The organism is Arthrobacter sp. P1_B9 (assembly GCF_056406495.1).
The window spans coordinates 26,747-43,638 of record NZ_JBFUAA010000008.1; the positions used below are offsets into that span (position 1 = coordinate 26,747).

At 68.4% G+C, this 16,892-nt stretch carries 16 protein-coding genes; 11 read left to right on the forward strand and 5 right to left on the reverse strand.

Features of this window, described 5'->3' with window-relative positions:
• Positions 1 to 42: 42 nt before the first annotated feature.
• Positions 43 to 540, forward strand: a complete 498-nt coding sequence (locus AC1D1A_RS12515; protein ID WP_476873683.1) for a peroxiredoxin — start codon at positions 43 to 45, stop codon at positions 538 to 540.
• Between the two features lie 51 nt (positions 541 to 591).
• Here the strand turns inward: AC1D1A_RS12515 and AC1D1A_RS12520 are convergent, their stop codons facing one another.
• Positions 592 to 1,290, reverse strand: a complete 699-nt coding sequence (locus tag AC1D1A_RS12520; protein ID WP_476947842.1) for a serine hydrolase — start codon at positions 1,288 to 1,290, stop codon at positions 592 to 594.
• Between AC1D1A_RS12520 and AC1D1A_RS12525 the strand changes: the two genes are divergently transcribed.
• The 3 genes from AC1D1A_RS12525 (at position 1,265) to AC1D1A_RS12535 (ending at position 3,408) form a co-directional block, all read left to right on the forward strand.
• Positions 1,265 to 1,465, forward strand: a complete 201-nt coding sequence (locus AC1D1A_RS12525; RefSeq protein ID WP_476947843.1) for a hypothetical protein — start codon at positions 1,265 to 1,267, stop codon at positions 1,463 to 1,465. The two genes, AC1D1A_RS12520 and AC1D1A_RS12525, sit on opposite strands and share 26 nt — an antisense overlap.
• A gap of 313 nt (positions 1,466 to 1,778) precedes the next feature.
• Complete coding sequence (gene bcp, locus AC1D1A_RS12530; protein ID WP_223913421.1) at positions 1,779 to 2,258, forward strand: thioredoxin-dependent thiol peroxidase; 480 nt, start codon at positions 1,779 to 1,781, stop codon at positions 2,256 to 2,258.
• Between the two features lie 199 nt (positions 2,259 to 2,457).
• A complete protein-coding gene (locus AC1D1A_RS12535) occupies positions 2,458 to 3,408 on the forward strand; it encodes a hypothetical protein (protein WP_476947844.1) in 951 nt (316 codons plus the stop codon).
• Positions 3,409 to 3,537: 129 nt separating this feature from the next.
• On the opposite strand, the gene AC1D1A_RS12540 is transcribed toward AC1D1A_RS12535, so the two are convergent.
• Positions 3,538 to 4,386 (reverse strand): class I SAM-dependent methyltransferase, encoded by an 849-nt coding sequence (locus AC1D1A_RS12540; RefSeq protein ID WP_476947845.1) that lies wholly within the window; start codon positions 4,384 to 4,386, stop codon positions 3,538 to 3,540.
• An 89-nt stretch (positions 4,387 to 4,475) separates the two neighbouring features.
• Here AC1D1A_RS12540 and AC1D1A_RS12545 point away from each other — a divergent pair, with 89 nt between their 5' ends.
• The 3 genes from AC1D1A_RS12545 (at position 4,476) to purM (ending at position 7,766) form a co-directional block, all read left to right on the forward strand.
• The gene (locus tag AC1D1A_RS12545) at positions 4,476 to 4,859 is read left to right on the forward strand and encodes a hypothetical protein (RefSeq protein ID WP_476856974.1); all 384 of its coding nucleotides are present in this window, start codon (positions 4,476 to 4,478) and stop codon (positions 4,857 to 4,859) included.
• Between the two features lie 64 nt (positions 4,860 to 4,923).
• On the forward strand, positions 4,924 to 6,600 hold the full coding sequence (purF, locus tag AC1D1A_RS12550) for an amidophosphoribosyltransferase (RefSeq protein ID WP_476856975.1): 1,677 nt from the start codon (positions 4,924 to 4,926) through the stop codon (positions 6,598 to 6,600).
• Positions 6,597 to 7,766, forward strand: coding sequence for a phosphoribosylformylglycinamidine cyclo-ligase (gene purM / locus AC1D1A_RS12555; RefSeq protein WP_223913416.1), 1,170 nt, complete (start codon positions 6,597 to 6,599; stop codon positions 7,764 to 7,766). Before purF ends, purM begins: the two co-directional genes overlap by 4 nt.
• A 142-nt stretch (positions 7,767 to 7,908) precedes the next feature.
• On the opposite strand, the gene AC1D1A_RS12560 is transcribed toward purM, so the two are convergent.
• Both AC1D1A_RS12560 and AC1D1A_RS12565 read right to left on the reverse strand, forming a co-directional pair.
• Entirely contained in the window at positions 7,909 to 8,691 is a 783-nt protein-coding gene (locus AC1D1A_RS12560) for a VOC family protein (RefSeq protein WP_476947846.1), read from the reverse strand.
• 263 nt (positions 8,692 to 8,954) lie between these two features.
• Positions 8,955 to 9,188, reverse strand: coding sequence for a DUF3073 domain-containing protein (locus AC1D1A_RS12565; protein WP_018774150.1), 234 nt, complete (start codon positions 9,186 to 9,188; stop codon positions 8,955 to 8,957).
• Positions 9,189 to 9,481: 293 nt separating this feature from the next.
• Here AC1D1A_RS12565 and AC1D1A_RS12570 point away from each other — a divergent pair, with 293 nt between their 5' ends.
• The gene (locus tag AC1D1A_RS12570) at positions 9,482 to 10,252 is read left to right on the forward strand and encodes a septum formation family protein (RefSeq protein ID WP_476947847.1); all 771 of its coding nucleotides are present in this window, start codon (positions 9,482 to 9,484) and stop codon (positions 10,250 to 10,252) included.
• A 16-nt stretch (positions 10,253 to 10,268) separates the two neighbouring features.
• Here the strand turns inward: AC1D1A_RS12570 and clpB are convergent, their stop codons facing one another.
• The gene (gene clpB, locus AC1D1A_RS12575; RefSeq protein WP_476947848.1) at positions 10,269 to 12,926 is read right to left on the reverse strand and encodes an ATP-dependent chaperone ClpB; all 2,658 of its coding nucleotides are present in this window, start codon (positions 12,924 to 12,926) and stop codon (positions 10,269 to 10,271) included.
• 497 nt (positions 12,927 to 13,423) lie between these two features.
• Between clpB and AC1D1A_RS12580 the strand changes: the two genes are divergently transcribed.
• The 3 genes from AC1D1A_RS12580 (at position 13,424) to AC1D1A_RS12590 (ending at position 16,819) form a co-directional block, all read left to right on the forward strand.
• On the forward strand, positions 13,424 to 14,482 hold the full coding sequence (locus tag AC1D1A_RS12580) for a LacI family DNA-binding transcriptional regulator (protein ID WP_230008957.1): 1,059 nt from the start codon (positions 13,424 to 13,426) through the stop codon (positions 14,480 to 14,482).
• A 167-nt stretch (positions 14,483 to 14,649) separates the two neighbouring features.
• Positions 14,650 to 15,969: an MFS transporter gene (locus AC1D1A_RS12585; protein ID WP_476849780.1), complete on the forward strand. Its 1,320-nt coding sequence runs from the start codon at positions 14,650 to 14,652 to the stop codon at positions 15,967 to 15,969.
• An 85-nt stretch (positions 15,970 to 16,054) separates the two neighbouring features.
• Complete coding sequence (locus tag AC1D1A_RS12590) at positions 16,055 to 16,819, forward strand: SDR family oxidoreductase (protein ID WP_476947849.1); 765 nt, start codon at positions 16,055 to 16,057, stop codon at positions 16,817 to 16,819.
• Positions 16,820 to 16,892: the final 73 nt, after the last annotated feature.

Consider the following 16,892-nt stretch of genomic DNA (forward strand, 5'->3'; position numbering starts at 1 on the left):
TCCGCTGCCACAACCATCCCGACCCTCGATCGAAGGAACTGCATGCAATCCACCGTCACCACCAAGCTGCACGCCATCACTAAGCTGCACAGCGAAGATCCAGCACCCGGGTTCACGCTGCCAGATGCTGCGGGCCGCCGGATCTCCCTGGCCGATTATCGCGGCAAAAGCGTCATCATCTACTTCTACCCCCGCGCAGCCACTCCCGGGTGCACCACCGAGGCTTGCGACTTCCGAGACAGCCTCGCTGCCCTCCACGGCGCAGGCTTCGAGGTCCTTGGCATCTCACCCGACGCCCGGGAGGCCCTGTCCGCCTTTGCCGCGGAACATGCGCTCACGTTCCCCCTTCTCGCGGACGAAGACCACGCTGTGGCCCTCGCGTACGGCGCCTGGGGCGAGAAGCTGATGGACGGCGAGGTCCGCGAAGGCACGGTCCGGTCCACCGTGGTTGTCGGTCCCGATGGCAACGTGGTCCTGGCGCAATACCATGTCAGTCCGCAGGGCCACGTGCGGGCGCTGCGGGAGGAGCTTGGCATCTAGGGGCTCGGACGCCATGCGGGCGGACCCGGACATGCGCGGGCTTGAAACGGCCTAGAAGAGGGCGCCCGCCACCGCCTGCGTCAGCTGATGGATCACTTCAGTGCGTTCCGGGACGTCGCTCAGGTCCTGGCCCTTGGTGTAGATCACCAGCGCGTATGCGGTGCCGTCCCGAGCGAGGATGCCGGCGTCGTGCAGCTCACCGCCCAGGAGCCCGTACTTGTGGAAGACCGTGATCCCTTCCGGAACGGCGGCGGGAATGAGCGTTTCGTAGTTGGTGTCCTGCATATAGGACAACAGCTCGGCGGTGTCCCCGGCGTTCAGGAGCGTCCCGGAGTAGACCCCCGCCAGGATCGTCGCCATTTCCGCCGGTGTCAGCGTGTTGGTTTCCGGGTCATAGCTCACACCCAGCGACGCCGCGTACTCTGTCAGTTCCTCGTGGCCCACTGCGTCCATGATCAGCGACCACGAGTCATTGTCGCTCTGCTGGATCATCTCCCGGAGCTGGAATCCGGCGGTGTAGCTCCCCAAAGGGTCATCGAGGCTGGCCGCCCCGGTTTCGACCAAGTGGTAGTAGGCCGCCGCGGCCAGGACTTTGGCTGTGCTCGCGGCCACGAATTTCTCCCGGACACCGTATTCGTGGACGTCCGCGGTACCGGCGCCCTGGGAGAGGCCGATCAGCGCCACGCCGATCTGGTACTGGCTGTTGGCAGCGAGAATGGCCTGGATGCGCGCGTCCAGGGCAGCGTCCACCGCGCTCGACGCCGGGACCGCCGGGACCGCCGGATTGAGACTGGCTGACGGCGAAGCACCGGCCTCAGCCGTCGTCGCGGCAGACGGCGCGGCCGACGTCGTCGTGGGATTCGCCGTCGTGGGATTCGCCGCCGTGGGATTCGCCGCCGTCAAGCGGGCTTGCGCAAAGGAATAGATACCTGCGGCCAGGACGACCGCGAGCACTGCTGCACAGACCGCACCCATCAAGGCCCGTGGCCGGACGGTCACTCGACGCGCCCGCGGCCGGAAGTGCGCCCGAATCCAAATCGTCGCTGCTGTGGATTTCGCTGTTCCATAATGACTTCAATCTAGCTACGGCAGCTATGCCGGAGCTATGAAAAAGCTGTCGGCCCCAAGCCTGCCAAAGCCGCCCCGGACGGGTCCTTGCCAGACCCAGGCGGCGGAATACAGCCTCGGTCCACGATGTTGTGCATCACAGACCCGTTGTCCACCCCCGAAGGATCATCATGAGCGCAAACATGACCGTCAAGCTTCAGCCGGGCACCCCGGCCCCGGATTTCACCCTGCCTGACGCCGAAGGCAAGCCGGTTGCCCTGGCCGACTACCGCGGCAAGAACGTCATTGTGTACTTCTACCCGCAGGCGGCAACCCCCGGCTGCACCACCGAGGCGTGCGATTTCCGCGACAACCTCGCGTCCCTGCAGGGCTCCGGCTACGAGGTCCTGGGCATCTCCCCCGACGCCCCCGATGCCCTGGCCCATTTCACCGGCGACTTCGCCCTGACCTTCCCGCTCCTGGCCGACGAGGACCACGCCGTGGCCCTCGCCTACGGCGCGTGGGGCGAGAAGCTGGTCCACGGCGAGGTCACGGAGGGCATCGTCCGCTCCACCGTGGTGCTGGACCCCGAGGGCAAGGTCAAACTGGCGCAGTACCAGGTCAAGGCCCAGGGCCACGTGGCGTCGCTGAAGGAAGCGCTGGGCGTCTGACGACGCACCGCTCCACGGCGTTCTCGCGGCGTTCTCGGGGCGGATTCGGACCACCGCGGCGGAATCGGACAGATGCAGCACGGATCCGCGGCGCGCGGTTCCCATAGCTGCGCGCCGGTCCGAAGCCGCAGCGGAGTAGTTTTCCACATCCGCCCCGCAGGTGGTTGTCCGGCCCCGCAGCGCGGGCCACCATCGGGGCATGGACCTACCCCGACTGATTCTCAGCAGCGACCTCGCGCGCCTCGGCCAGGACGCACGGGGCCTTGCACGGCAGGCGAAAGCCGGGCAGCTCCGGCGCATAAGGCAGGGCGTGTACGTCCGGGCCCACGAGTGGGAGGCGCTGCCGCCGTGGGACAGGAATCGGGTCCTCATCCGGGCGGCTGCTTCCACATTGCGGAGCCGGACCGTCTTCTGCCGCCAGTCCTCCGCTGTGCTGTGGGACATGCCGGTTCTGGGCCACAGCCATCTGGTGCATGCCTGCACGTCCGACGGCGGCGGCGGGCGCTCGCGCGCCGGGGTCCGCCGGCATCTGGTCGATTTGGGCTCGGTGCAGATCGAGGAACGTCACGGGCTCCTGGTCACAGACCGTGTCCGGACAGCACTGGACCTGGCCGCCTTCGAATCGTTTGAGCAGGGCGTCGCAGTATTCGACCATGTCCTGGGGCCGCGGCCTGGCAACCTGGCACCGCTCAGCCGCGGGGAACTCGACGCCGGCATTGGCGGCAACTACACGGCAGCCGCGGCCCGGCGGATCCGGACCGCCCTGCAGTTTGCTGATCCTGCATCCGGCTCCCCTGGAGAATCGGTGAGCCGCGCTCTGATGTACCGGCTCGGCTTCCGGATCCCGCTCCTCCAGGTCGAAGTTCGTGATGCCCGGGGGCTGGTGGCGTTCACTGACTTTGACTGGCCCGATGATCAGCTTTGCGGAGAGTTCGACGGCCTCGTGAAGTACCGCAACGCGGAGTACCTCCGGGGCCGGACCCCAGCCGAGGCCCTCACCGACGAGAAACGCCGGGAGGACCGGATTCGTGCCACCGGCCGCCGGGTGATCCGTTGGACGTGGTCGGAGCTGGCCAATCCCGGAACATTCTCCGCGCCCCTGGCGGACGCCGGCGTTCCCCGGCAGCCGCTCCCAGCCTGTGGGCGCTGATCATCCCGCCACTGTCCCGGGAATTCGCTACGAAATCGGACCCGTGCAGCGCGGATCCCCGGCGCGCCCGTCCGAAACCGCAGCCCCTGTCCGAAAACGCCGCGAAAACGGGCCCGGGACGCCAGCCGGCTACACCTTGGTCCCCGCCACCACGGTGGCGGTGGACCGGAGCCGGATCGCGCCGTCGTGCTCGTAGCGGCCCAGCAGAGCGAACACATCCGAGCGGATCAGGGTCCGCGACTCCGCGTCCGCCTTGGCCAGGCCCATCGCCACGGTGGTCGCGATGTCGGTCATGAACTCCCAGTAGCTCTCCGGGGATTCGTGCACCAGGTCGGTGCTGACCTGGTGCTCGGCCACCTCGGCGAGCCCGGCCTCCTTGAACATCCGGGTCATGAACCCAGTGGGTGCGCAGCGGAACAGCCCGGGAGTCCCGGCGGGCGGAATGGGCAGTTCCCGGTGCCGGGCAATTGTGCCCAGGATCAGGCTGGCCCAGGGGTTTGCCGCCGCGCGTCCCCAGACGACGGCGCCCACCCGGGCGCCCGGCCTCGCGGTGCGCGCCATCTCTGCCATGGCCGCGGACATCACCGGGAAGAACATCAAGCCGAAGTGGCTGTACACGGCGTCGAATGTGTTGTTGCGGAACGGCAGGGCGGCCGAATCGCACACTTGAAAGTCCAGGTTGTTCAGGCGCCGGGCCGATGCCTTCTCCTCGGCCACCCGGAGCATTCCGGCCGAAATGTCAGTCAGGACCACACGGCCTTCCGGCACCTGCGCGGCCACGTTAAGGCCGGGCTCCCCCGTGCCTGCCGCGACGTCCAGCACCACTGAGTCGGGGCGGAGCCGGAGCTCCTGGCGGAGGGCGTCGCCAAACGGGGCCTGCCAGCCGAGCAGTTCCGCGTCCCATTTCTTCCAGCCCGCCGAGAACTCATCCCAGAGCAAGCGCTGCTCCTCACGAACACGGTCGGCTGAGGCTAACATGGCGGATCCTTAGCTCGTCTGTACCTAGCCCTAGTCTGCTCTGGGATGCGGTCCGCGGCAATGAGTCGAAGGGCAGTAGGCTTAACGGCATGTCTCCCCACGAAACCCCCGGCACAGCAGGCAACGACCCCCAGCGGGAACCGGCACAGGGCAACGTTCAGGGCGGCGTTCCGGAGCGCCGCGAGGTCACCGTCCGCCGGGCCCCGAAATATGTGCCCTTCCTGATCCTGGGCGGGCTCCTGGGCGTGGCCGTCGCGGCCATCATCGCCTTCGCCCTGCCCGGTGACCCGAGCTTCGACCGTTCCTCGGTCTTCGGCTTCTTCATGGTCCTCTGCGCGGCCGGCGGCGTCATCGTGGGTGCCGCGATCGCCCTGGTCCTGGACCGGCGGAGCGTCCGCCGCGCCGAGCACGCCGTCGTCGAATCCGCACCGGACGCCGACGACGACGAGGGCCGCGACGGGAACCTCCGCTGAAGGGCGTCAGGTCATAAACCGGCCGCCGGAAAAGTCTTAGCGCACATCGTGAGATAATCGACCAGTGGCACGCGGCGATGGAAAACTTTCTCATGATCTTCTCCCAGGCGAAAAAGGCCCTCAGGACGCATGCGGCGTCTTTGGGGTCTGGGCACCCGGTGAAGAAGTAGCAAAACTCACCTACTACGGGCTGTATGCACTGCAGCACCGCGGTCAGGAGTCGGCTGGCATAGCAACCAGCGACGGCAAGCGGATCAACGTCTACAAGGACATGGGCCTCGTTTCCCAGGTCTTCGACGAGACCACGCTGAACACCCTGACCGGGCACCTGGCCGTCGGCCACTGCCGCTATTCCACTACCGGTGCGAGCCACTGGGCCAACGCCCAGCCCACCCTGGGCGCGACGTCCACGGGCACCGTGGCCCTGGCCCACAACGGCAACCTGACCAACACGGCCGAGCTCAAGGCAATGATCGAGGACCGCAACGGCGGAAACCTCAGCGGCGAGATGAAGCAGGGCAACACCTCCGACACCGCGCTGGTGACCGCGCTCCTGGAGGGCGAAGAGGGCAAATCCCTGGAGCAGACGGCCATGGAGCTGCTGCCCAAGATCAAGGGCGGCTTCTGCTTCGTCTTCATGGATGAGGGCACCCTCTACGCGGCCCGCGACACCTACGGGATCCGCCCCCTGTGCCTGGGCCGGCTTGAACGCGGCTGGGTGGTTGCCTCCGAGCAGTCCGCCCTCGCCACCGTCGGCGCCAGCTTCATCCGCGAAATCGAACCCGGCGAATTCATCGCGATCGACGAGGACGGCGTCCGCTCGCAGCGCTTCGCCGAGGCGACGCCGGCCGGCTGCGTTTTCGAATACGTCTACCTCGCCCGCCCGGACGCCTCCATTGCGGGCCGCTCGGTGTACGAATCCCGCGTCGAAATGGGCCGCCAGCTGGCCCGCGAAAACACCCAGGAAGCGGACATCGTCATTCCCGTGCCCGAATCCGGCACCCCCGCGGCGGTGGGCTACGCCGAAGAATCCGGCATCCCCTTCGCGCACGGCTTCGTCAAGAACTCCTACGTGGGCCGCACGTTCATCCAGCCCTCGCAGACGCTGCGCCAGCTCGGCATCCGGCTCAAGCTCAACGCCCTCGAATCCGTGATCCGCGGCAAGCGTGTCGTGGTGGTGGACGACTCGATCGTCCGCGGCAACACCCAGCGCGCCATCGTGCGGATGCTCCGGGAGGCGGGCGCCGCAAGCGTCCACATCAAGATTTCCTCCCCGCCGGTCAAGTGGCCCTGCTTCTACGGCATCGACTTCGCCTCCCGGGCGGAACTGATCGCCAACGGCGCCACCATCGACGAGATCACCCAGGCCATCGGCGCCGACTCGCTCGCATACATTTCCGAAGACGGCATGATCGACGCCACCCGCCAGCCGCGCGAGCGTCTCTGCACCGCCTGCTTCACCGGCAAGTACCCGATTGAGCTGCCCGGCGCTGACAAGCTCGGCAAGAACCTGCTCGAGCGCACCGACCTCGGCGGCCTCCCAACCGCCGCCGGCGCGGCTGATTCCGCCGCGGCGCCCTCCGGTGCCGCCTCCGACGCCGAACCCGGCACCTCCATCGCCGACGATCCGGCCGAGAAGGCCGGCGCCACCGGCTGCGATCCGGGGCCGGACTCCGAATTCGAAGAACTGCTCACCGATGCCGACCGCGTCACCACAGCCGACAAGAAAGAGCCAGTATGACTTCCGCCTCCCCGGCCGCTGACATGAACGCCGCCCAGAACGCCGGCATCACCTACGCCTCCGCCGGCGTCGACGTCGAAGCGGGAGACCGCGCCGTCGAACTCATGAAGGACGCCGTCAAGGCCACCCACAACGCCTCGGTGATCGGCGGCGTCGGCGGGTTCGCTGGCCTCTACGACGTCTCCCGGCTGCTTACCTACAGGCGCCCGCTGCTGGCCACCTCCACCGACGGCGTCGGCACCAAAGTGGCAATCGCTCAGGCCATGGACATCCACGACACCATCGGCTACGACCTCGTCGGCATGGTGGTGGACGACATCGTCGTCGTGGGCGCCGAGCCGCTGTACATGACCGACTACATCGCCTGCGGCAAGGTGGTCCCGGAGCGCATCGCCGACATCGTCCGCGGCATCGCGGCCGCCTGCTCGGTCGCCGGCACCGCCCTGGTGGGCGGCGAAACCGCCGAACACCCCGGCCTGCTCGGGGAACACGAGTACGACGTCGCCGGTGCCGCCACCGGCGTTGTCGAGGCCGACCAGCTGCTCGGCCCGGACCGCGTCCGCGCCGGCGACGTGGTGATCGGCATGGCCTCCTCCGGCCTGCACTCCAACGGCTACTCGCTGGTCCGCCGCGTCATCAACCACGCCGGCTGGGCCCTGGACCGCCAGGTCTCCGAGCTAGGCCGCACCCTGGGCGAGGAGCTCCTCGAGCCCACCCGCGTCTACGCCGCGGACTGCCTGGACCTCGCCCGCACCTTCCCGGTGAACGGCTCCGCGGGCGGCAAGGCCGTCCACGGCTTCAGCCACGTGACCGGCGGCGGCCTCGCAGCCAACCTCGCCCGCGTCCTCCCGCAGGGCCTGCTGGCCACCGTCGACCGCTCCACCTGGGAGCTCCCGGCCATCTTCAAGCTGGTTTCCGAGCTCGGCAACGTCCCGCTGGCCGACCTCGAGCGCACCCTGAACCTGGGCGTGGGCATGGTCGCCATTGTTTCGCCGGAAGCGGCCGACGCCGCCGTGAACCGGCTCAACGACCGCGGCCTGCCGTCCTGGATCATGGGCACCGTCGAGCAGAACTCGGATGCGGTCCTCAAGACCGGCCCGGATTACGTCCAGGGCGCCAAGGGCGTCGACGGCGGCGCCGTCCGGCTGGTCAACGCCTACGCCTAAACAGGCCCGACCCACGTCGAGTGCTCCCCAGCCGTTTTGAGGTCTCAAAACGGCAGCTGGGCCCACGCCGGCAGGGTTCCCTGGCCGAGCTTGCGAGGCGAGGGGGCCGGTGGGAAGCACTCGAACCGATTAAGCCGCGGCCCTAAACCTCCAGCAGGCTGAAGACGCCGCCCTGCGGATCTCTGAGGGTGGCGATGGTGCCGGCTTCCTCGATCTCATCCGGTTCGATCAGCACGACGCCGCCCGCGGCCACCGCAGCCTGCACCGCCACTGCGACGTCGGAGACGCCGAAGTAGACCTGCCACCCCGGCTCGAGGGTGTCCTGCGCGTCGCCGGGGACCCGGGCGATGCCGGCCACCTCGGCGCCGCCCACCATGAGCGTGGTGTAGGTGCCGCCGTCGTCCTGGGGGTATTCGGTGACGTCGTGCCCGAAGAGCTGTTGGAAGAAGCCGACGGCGGCCTGCGGTTCCGGCGTGAGCAGTTCAGCCCAGGCCAAGGTGCCCGCCTCCTGGCTCCGGCCGGCTCCGATGTGGCTGCCGGCCTGCCAGGCCCCGGTGGTTCCGCCGCCGGGCGGGGCGAAGAAGAGCATGACGCCGGTGTCACCGATCTCCTCGGGGCCGAATTCAAGGTGCCCGGGGGAATGCGCCAGTTCGGCGGCCAGGTCCCGGGCGTCGTCGACCGCGAAATACACGTTCCACCGGCCCGGTTCGGCGGCGGCTTCCTGCCGGGCGTTCTGCGGAGCGAGCACGGTAACCAGGTCGTCGCCCAGGAAGGCTTTCGCGTAGCTGCGTCCGTCGGGAGTGGGCAGGTCTTCGTACCGCCAGCCGAAAACCTCCGTGTAAAAGACCTTCGCTGTCTCCACGTCGGGGGTCTGGAGGTCTGTCCAGCAGAGCTCGCCCTCGGCGAATCCTTTGCGCATGGTCATGGCAGTCCTTCCGGGGCATCGGTGTGGCGTCCGGGAAAATCCGGCACGAACAACGTAGCCCGGTGCCCCGCTGGTGACAACTGCGCCGGCTCATCCGCGGCGCAGCGCGGGCCAGCCGGCCGGCCCGGATACGGAAGGCTGCGGGCACAAGAAAGGCCGCCGGCCACGCCTGTTACAGGTGTGGCCGACGGCCCGAAAATCTTTGGCTGGCACCGCGGTGCCGGATGGATCCCCCGGAGAGAACTGCCGGAAGGAAACGTCGACTAACCTATGCGACGGGAATCAACCTCGTCGTCGTCGTCTTCCACATCGTCCGCGTACTTATCCACATACGCTGAATAATCCGGTTCAACCGGGTCATCCGCGAAGTGGCTCGTGGCACGACTTCCCGGGCCCGTGAGCTCGCGCTGGAGGGCCGAATAGTCAGTGTTCGGGGAGTAGTACTTGATGTCCCGAGCCTGCTTGGTAGCTTTTGCCTTTTGACGGCCGCGCCCCATGGCGTGACCCCCTTTTGTACTTGGACCGGAGGTGGTCACCATTTGGCGATAGGTGAGGCCCCGGAATGTTTGGTCAATTTGTCGTACACCTAGATTACATGCTTTCGGCGCCAACTGCTCGCCGGGCCGCCCCCTGTGGACAGTGTGGCGCCTCCCGCAACGGTGGCCGGAGCCACCGGCGCATGCGCGGTGCCGCGCATCTTCGATAGAGTTTCGTGATGTGCGCCCAGAAAAGGGCCGCTACGCCGGGCCTCCAGCCCCGGCAAAGACGCACGGAAGTGGTGAATTTCTCAGTGACCGAAGAGAATCCAAGGAACGACGCCGGGGCCATCCCGCCGCCGCCCTCGAGGCCGCCGACGTCCGCCCTGCCCGTCATTACAGCCGACCGTGCGCGGCCCACGAATCCTGCGGCGGCACCCGCAGCGGCGAAACCCGCGCGCCCGGCCCTTGCCGGCACCGCGTTCGCCGGCGCCAGGAAAGCGCTCTCACGCACCAAGAAGGCTCTCTCACGGCGGGCACGCCCCCTGGTCCGCCGGATCCGCCGGCAGGGGCCAAAGCGGCTCGGCGCGGCCGTGGCCGTCCTGGTGGTGCTTGCGGTTCTGGTCTGGTGGGCTGTGGCCGCATTTGCCGGCAGCGGCCAGGCCTCCGCGGAAAACGACAGCCCGGCCCCCGCCGCTTCGTCGGCGTCCGCCCCCGCCAGCCGCGGGGCGTTGCCGCTGGAGGGCGTCAGCCCCCTGGACTTCCAGCTGCGGGACTGCTTCAAGGACTTCGACCCGGATGCGCAGCAGTCCACCGTCGTGGACTGCGCGACCGGCCACTCGGCGCAGCTGGTCGCCGTGGAAAAATACGGGCCAGATGACTCGTACCCCGGCCGGGACCAGCTCAAGCAGAAGGCACGCGATGCCTGCAAGGCGGCTCCGCTCACGGCAAAGGCCGGCGACTACGACCTGAGCTACAAGCTGGCCTACCCGAGCCCGCGCAGCTGGGAGATGGGCGACCGGCGGGTCGACTGCTACGCCGCGACGAACGGCGGAAACGTCATCAAGGAGTCCCTGCTGCCCTAGGCTTGCCCGGCGGCGCCTACTCCTTGCGCCGGACCGAGAGCCCGGTGCCCGTGGCCGCGCCGCCGCTGGTCAGCTCCCTGTCCCCCAGCCCGCCCATGGTGAGTTCCATCAGGTCCGGCGCGGTGTCCACCAGGACGGTGTCGCCGTCGGCGATTTCGCCGGCCAGGATGGCCTTTGCCAGCCGGTCGCCGATCTCGCGCTGCACCAGGCGGCGCAGCGGCCGCGCGCCGTACGCGGGATCGAAGCCGGACACGGCCAGCCAGGCGCGGGCACCCTCGGTAACTTCGAGGTTCAGCCGGCGGCCCTTGAGCCGCTCGCCCAGCTCCTTGACCTGCAGTTCCACGATCCGGGAGAGCTCCTCCACGCTCAGCGGATCGAACAGCACCACTTCATCGAGCCGGTTGAGGAACTCCGGCTTGAAAGAAGCGTTGACCGTGGCCATGACGGCGTTCTTCTTAGCCGCGGCGTCGAGGTTGGGGTCCACGAGGAACTGGCTGCCCAGGTTCGAGGTGAGCACCAGGATCACGTTGCGGAAGTCCACGGTGCGGCCCTGCCCGTCGGTGAGCCGGCCGTCGTCGAGCACCTGCAGGAGGATGTCGAAGACCTCCGGGTGGGCCTTTTCCACTTCGTCGAGCAGCAGCACGGAGTACGGGCGCCGCCGCACGGCCTCGGTAAGCTGGCCGCCCTCCTCATAGCCGACGTACCCGGGAGGCGCCCCGACGAGCCGGGCCACGGAGTGCTTCTCCGAATATTCGGACATGTCGATCCGCACCATCGCGCGCTCGTCGTCGAACAGGAAGTCCGCGAGGGACTTGGCGAGTTCGGTCTTGCCGACGCCGGTGGGGCCGAGGAACAGGAACGAGCCGGTGGGCCGGTTGGGGTCGCTGATCCCGGCGCGGGCGCGGCGCACCGCGTCGGAGACCGCGGCGACGGCCTGCTTCTGGCCGATCAGCCGCTCGCCCAGCACGTGCTCCATGTTCAGCAGCTTCTGGCTCTCGCCCTGGAGCATGCGCCCCGCGGGGATGCCGGTCCAGGCCGAAATCACCTCGGCGATGTCGTCGGCGGTAACCTGGTCGGCCACCATCTGCCCGGACTTGTCCGGCACGGCCGCTTCGGCCTCGGCGGCGGCGTTCAGTTCCCGTTCCAGGGCGGGGATCTCGCCGTAGAGGATCCTGGATGCGGTCTCCAGGTCCCCCTCGCGCTGGGCCTTGTCCGCGGCGGAGCGGAGCTCGTCAAGCTTGGCCCGCAGGTCGCCCACCCGGTTCAGGCCCGCCTTCTCGGCCTCCCACCGGGCGTTCAGGCCCGCGAGTTCCTCTTTCTTGTCCGCCATGTCCGCCCGCAGGGCCGCGAGCCGTTCCACCGAGGCGGGATCGGTCTCGCCGGCCAGGGCCAGTTCCTCCATGGTCAGGCGGTCTACCTGGCGGCGCAGCTGGTCGATCTCCTCCGGGGCCGAATCGATTTCCATGCGCAGCCGGGACGCGGCCTCGTCCACGAGGTCGATCGCCTTGTCCGGCAGCTGCCGGCCGGAGATGTACCGGTTGGAGAGCGTCGCGGCCGCTACGAGGGCGGAGTCGGAGATGGAGACCTTGTGGTGGGCCTCGTAGCGTTCCTTGAGGCCGCGCAGAATGCCGATGGTGTCCTCCACACTGGGCTCGCCCACGTAGACCTGCTGGAACCGGCGCTCCAGGGCGGGGTCCTTTTCGATGTTCTCGCGGTACTCGTCCAGCGTGGTCGCACCGATGAGGCGCAACTCGCCGCGGGCCAGCATGGGCTTGAGCATGTTGCCGGCATCCATCGAGCTGTCCCCGGTGGCGCCGGCACCCACCACCGTGTGGAGCTCGTCAATGAACGTGACGATCTGCCCCTCAGAGTTCTTGATTTCCTCCAGGACAGCCTTGAGCCGCTCCTCGAATTCGCCGCGGTATTTCGCCCCGGCCACCATCGAGGCGAGGTCCAGGGCGATCAGCGTCTTGCCGCGCAGGCTTTCGGGCACGTCGCCTTCCACGATCCGCTGGGCGAGCCCCTCGACGACGGCGGTCTTGCCGACGCCGGGCTCGCCGATGATGACGGGGTTGTTCTTGGTGCGGCGGCTCAGGACCTGGATGATCCGCCGGATCTCGGCATCGCGGCCAATCACAGGGTCCAGCTTGCCCGAGCGGGCGACCGCAGTGAGGTCCGTGCCGTACTTCTCCAGCGCCTGGAACGAGTTCTCTGGGTCCGCGTTGTCCACTTTGCGGTCGCCGCGGACGCCCGGGAGTGCGGCCAGCAGTGCCTCGTGGGAGGCGCCGGCCTCGCGCAGGAGCTTCCCGACGCCGTCGCTCCCGGCGGCAAGGCCCAGCAGCAGGTGTTCGGTGGAAACAAAGGCGTCCCCGAGCCGCTCGGCCTCGTTCTGGGCATTCTTGATCGCCTGCAGCCCTGCCCGGGACAACTGCGCCTGCTGCACGCTGCTCCCGGAAGTCGACGGAAGGGCCTTGATGGCGGTGCTCGCCTGGACACTGACGGCGTCCGGGTCGGCGCCGGTGGCGCGGAGCAGCGCGACGGCGACGCCCTCCCGCTGGTCCATGAGTGCCTTGAGCAAGTGAGCGGGCTCGACCTGCGGGTTGCCCGCGGTCGAGGCGTTCATGGCGGCCGCAGCGAGGGCCTCCTGGCTCTTGGTGGTGAATTTGGCGTCCAACGAGGGCTCCTTCCGGAAAGGTTCTGATATCAAAGTTGAGTCTACATCGCTCAACTTTGATAAGAGGGCGGCTGGCTCCATGTTTGCCGACAGCGAAACGCCTGTCTAGGGCCGACCGCCCGCGGCCACCGTGCGCCCCGCGGCCGCGCACCCCTGCCGCGCACCCCGGCCGCGGGACATGCCCTCCCCTGGGCACCCCCGCCGCTGGACATGCCCTCCCCCGCGCCCGAAGAGTGGACATAGTGCCACCATGCCCAGCACCCGGGCCCACGGCTGGACATGTCCCCCCGGCCCGGGCACAAACAATGAACGTGTCCCCCCGGCCCGGGCACGAACAATGGGCATGTCCCCTCGGCCCGGGCGCGAACAATGAGCATGTCCGGCAGCAGTCGGTCTGCACGGCCCGCGTGAATGACTTAACGTTGCTTAACGATCGGCGGGCTCCTTACTGTAACTGGGGTCACAGCAAAACGAACCGACGCGAAGGAGGGCCGGACATGCACGAACACGCCGTAAGCGCCACCGTCGACGGCCCCGTACCGCCGGTTTCGGCCGCTGCCGTGGCCCGCGCCGCGGGGGTTTCCTCGGCTGCGGTTTCCTACGTCCTCAACGGCAAGGGCGGCGTCTCGCCCGAGACCCGGCGCCACATCATCCACGTGGCGAACGAGCTTGGCTTCAGGCCCCGTAAGCCGTCGCAGTCAACCGACCCGCAGCGGACCCGGGTCATCGGGCTGATCCTGCCGAACATCATCAATCCGATGTTTCCGCGCTGGGCGCAGGGCGTCATTACGGCCGCGGCGGAGTCCGGCTACGAAGTGTTCGTCGCCACCACCCAGGACGATCCGGAGGTGCTCGCCCAGGTCACCTCGACGCTCGCGCACCGCAACGTCGATGGCATCATCCTGGCCGCCTCGCTCCGGGACGACGCCACCGCGCTCCGCACCCTGAGGGCGGCCCGCATCCCCTACGTGTGCCTGTCCCGCCGGGCGGACTTCCTCGACTCGGATTTCGTCGGGATCGACGACGACGCCGCAGCCACCACGCTGATGCAGCACATGCTCAGCCACGGCTTCACCGAAATCGCCACCGTGATCGGCCCCCGGTTCTCAACGGCCTCCCTGGCCCGCGAACAGGCGTTTGTCCGCACAGCCGCCGCGGCGGGCATCACGATCAGCGGCGACCGGAAGATCAGCACCAGGGTGAACAACGAGGGCGGCCGGCTGGCGGCGGAGCGGCTCTTCTCGGCCGGAACGCCGCCGCAGGCCGTGGTCTGCGGCAGCGACGAGCTTGCCATCGGCGTCATGGAATACGCGTTGTCGCGCGGCCTGCGCATCCCGGACGACGTCGCCGTCGCCGGCTGTGACGGGCTGCCGCACAGCCGCTCCGGGCTGATCAACCTGACCAGCATTGTCCAACCGCAGCAGGAAATGGCCAACGAGGCGTTCGCCATGCTGCTCAAACGCATCGATTCCCCGTCCGCCACCTATACCTCGAAAGTGTGCCGGCACCGCCTGCACGTCGGGCGGACGTGCGGCTGCACGCCTCCTGACAGCTGAGGCCGCGCTACACGCGGGCCGGCCCGTCCGCGGCCAGCCCTACCCATTCCCGCGACCCTGACGAACCACGCGCCGCGCGCACTGCCGCGGCCGTCTGCCTCCCGTTTGCCCTTTCCGCATGCCCGCTCTGACCACCTATCCCGCCCACGAGCCAAGGACCCCGACCCATGTCAGTTGTATCCGCAACAAAGAAGATGCGCACGCCACAGGAAATCAACGGCGTGATCTTACGCCGCGTCATGCCGCTGCTGATCGGCGCCTACATCATGGCCTTCCTGGACCGCACCAACATCGGTATGGCCAAGGACCGGCTGGAGATCGACCTCGGCATCTCGGCCACCGCGTACGGCATCGGCGCCGGGCTGTTCTTCCTGACCTACGCCTTGTCCGAAATCCCGTCCAACCTGATCATGCACAAGGTCGGCGCCCGGTTCTGGATCATGCGGATCATGATCACCTGGGGCATCATCTCCGCCGGCATGGCCTTCGTCCAGGGCGAATGGTCCTTCTACATCATGCGGATGCTGCTCGGCGTGGCCGAGGCCGGACTCTTCCCGGGCGTCATGTACTTCCTGACGCAGTGGTTCGTGGTCAAGGACCGCGCCAAGGCCAACGGAATGTTCCTGCTCGGCGTCTCCATCGCCAACATTGTCGGGGCCCCGCTGGGCGGGCTGCTGCTGACCTTTGATGGGCTCGGCGGCCTGCACGGCTGGCAGTGGATGTTCCTCGTCGAAGGACTCCCGGCCTGCGTCCTCGCCTACGTCGTCTGGAAGAAGCTCCCGGACCGCCCCAGCATGGCGACGTTCCTCACCGCCGAGGAAGCCGCCGATCTCGAGGCCCGCATCGCCGCCGAGGAGACCGCCGGCGCCGCGGCCTCCGGCAACCACCTGCTCCGCGATGTCCTGAAGGACAAGCAGATCCTCCTCGTTGTCGGCGTCTACTTCACCCACCAGATCGCCGTCTACGCCCTGTCCTACTTCCTGCCCTCCATCATCGGCACGTACGGCAAGCTCAGCCCGCTGCAGATCGGCCTGCTGACGGCCATCCCGTGGATCTTCTCCGCGGCGGGCGCCCTGCTGGTCCCCCGCTTCGCCACCGACGGCCGCCGCTCCCGGATGCTGGTCACCGGCACCATGACCGGCATCGTCGCCGGCTTCGCCCTCGGCGCCGTCGGCGGGCCGCTGCTGGGCATGATCGGCTTCTGCCTCGCCGCCTTCAATTTCTTCGCCCTGCAGCCGATTCTCTTCACCTACCCGGCCACCCGGCTCAGCGGCGCCGCCCTCGCCGGCGGCATCGCCTTCGTCAACACCATCGGCCTCTGCGGCGGCTTCCTGGGCCCCTACGTCATGGGCTTCATGCAGGACGCCACCGGCTCCAAGCTCTCCGGCCTGTGGTTCATCGTGGGCATGTGCGTCATCGGCGCGCTGCTGTCCCTGCTGCTCAAGCGCGGCACGGAGAAGCCCGCGATTGTTCCGGCCGCCCACTGACGCACTGCTCCCACCGCCCGTTCCGGATGCGCCCCGCCGCGCGTTCGGAGCGGGTCCGCAAGCCATCTCACTGCAAGGACTACTCATGGATTTCACCGCCAAGCGCATTCTCGTCACCGCCGGAGCGAACGGCATCGGCCTGGCCATCGCCAGCAAGTTCCGGGAACTCGGCGCCACCGTCTTCGTCACCGACATCGACCCCGACGCCGTCGACAAGGCCCGCGTCAACGGGCTCCTCGCCGCGGTCAGCGACGTCTCGGACGAGGGCCAGGTCCGCGAACTCATGGACACCGTCCGGGACGAAATGGGCGGCCTCGACGTCCTCGTCAACAACGCCGGCATCGCCGGTCCCACCGGGCCCCTGGAATCCCTCGACGCCGCGGCGTGGAAGGCAACCTTCGACGTCAACATCCATGGCCAGTTCTTCTGCATCAAGCATGCCCTGCCCCTGCTGCGCGAGGGCAGCGGCGCCTCTATCGTGAACCTGTCCTCGGCCGCCGGGCGGCTGGGCATGGCCGGCCGCAGCGCCTATTCGGCGTCGAAGTGGGCCGTCGTCGGGCTGACCAAAACCCTCGCGATCGAACTTGGCCGGGACGGCATCCGCGTCAACGCCATCTGCCCCGGCGCCGTCAACGGCCCACGCATCGACTCCGTGATCGCCGCCAAAGCCCGGATGCTCGAGCTGCCGGCGGACGAGGTGTCCGCGCTGTACCACAACCAGTCCTCGCTGGGCCGGCTGATCGAGGCCGAGGACATCGCCAACATGGCCGCCTTCGTGGCCAGCGACATGGCCCGCAACGTCAACGGCCAGGCACTCGCCGTGGACGGCAACACCGAAAAGCTCTACTGACCTGAACTGAACTGCCTGGGGAGCCGGTCCGCCCCAGGCCGCCGCCCGCCCCGCACCCACGCTGCCCCGCCCC

Coding starts and splice junctions, on each gene's coding strand:
- AC1D1A_RS12515 (WP_476873683.1), top strand. CDS start 43: ATGCAATCCACCGTCACCACCAAGCTGCACGCCATCACTAAGCTGCAC.
- AC1D1A_RS12525 (WP_476947843.1), top strand. CDS start 1,265: ATGCGCGCGTCCAGGGCAGCGTCCACCGCGCTCGACGCCGGGACCGCC.
- bcp (WP_223913421.1), top strand. CDS start 1,779: ATGAGCGCAAACATGACCGTCAAGCTTCAGCCGGGCACCCCGGCCCCG.
- AC1D1A_RS12535 (WP_476947844.1), top strand. CDS start 2,458: ATGGACCTACCCCGACTGATTCTCAGCAGCGACCTCGCGCGCCTCGGC.
- AC1D1A_RS12540 (WP_476947845.1), bottom strand. CDS start 4,386: ATGTTAGCCTCAGCCGACCGTGTTCGTGAGGAGCAGCGCTTGCTCTGG.
- AC1D1A_RS12545 (WP_476856974.1), top strand. CDS start 4,476: ATGTCTCCCCACGAAACCCCCGGCACAGCAGGCAACGACCCCCAGCGG.
- purM (WP_223913416.1), top strand. CDS start 6,597: ATGACTTCCGCCTCCCCGGCCGCTGACATGAACGCCGCCCAGAACGCC.
- AC1D1A_RS12560 (WP_476947846.1), bottom strand. CDS start 8,691: ATGACCATGCGCAAAGGATTCGCCGAGGGCGAGCTCTGCTGGACAGAC.
- AC1D1A_RS12565 (WP_018774150.1), bottom strand. CDS start 9,188: ATGGGGCGCGGCCGTCAAAAGGCAAAAGCTACCAAGCAGGCTCGGGAC.
- AC1D1A_RS12580 (WP_230008957.1), top strand. CDS start 13,424: ATGCACGAACACGCCGTAAGCGCCACCGTCGACGGCCCCGTACCGCCG.
- AC1D1A_RS12585 (WP_476849780.1), top strand. CDS start 14,650: ATGTCAGTTGTATCCGCAACAAAGAAGATGCGCACGCCACAGGAAATC.
- AC1D1A_RS12590 (WP_476947849.1), top strand. CDS start 16,055: ATGGATTTCACCGCCAAGCGCATTCTCGTCACCGCCGGAGCGAACGGC.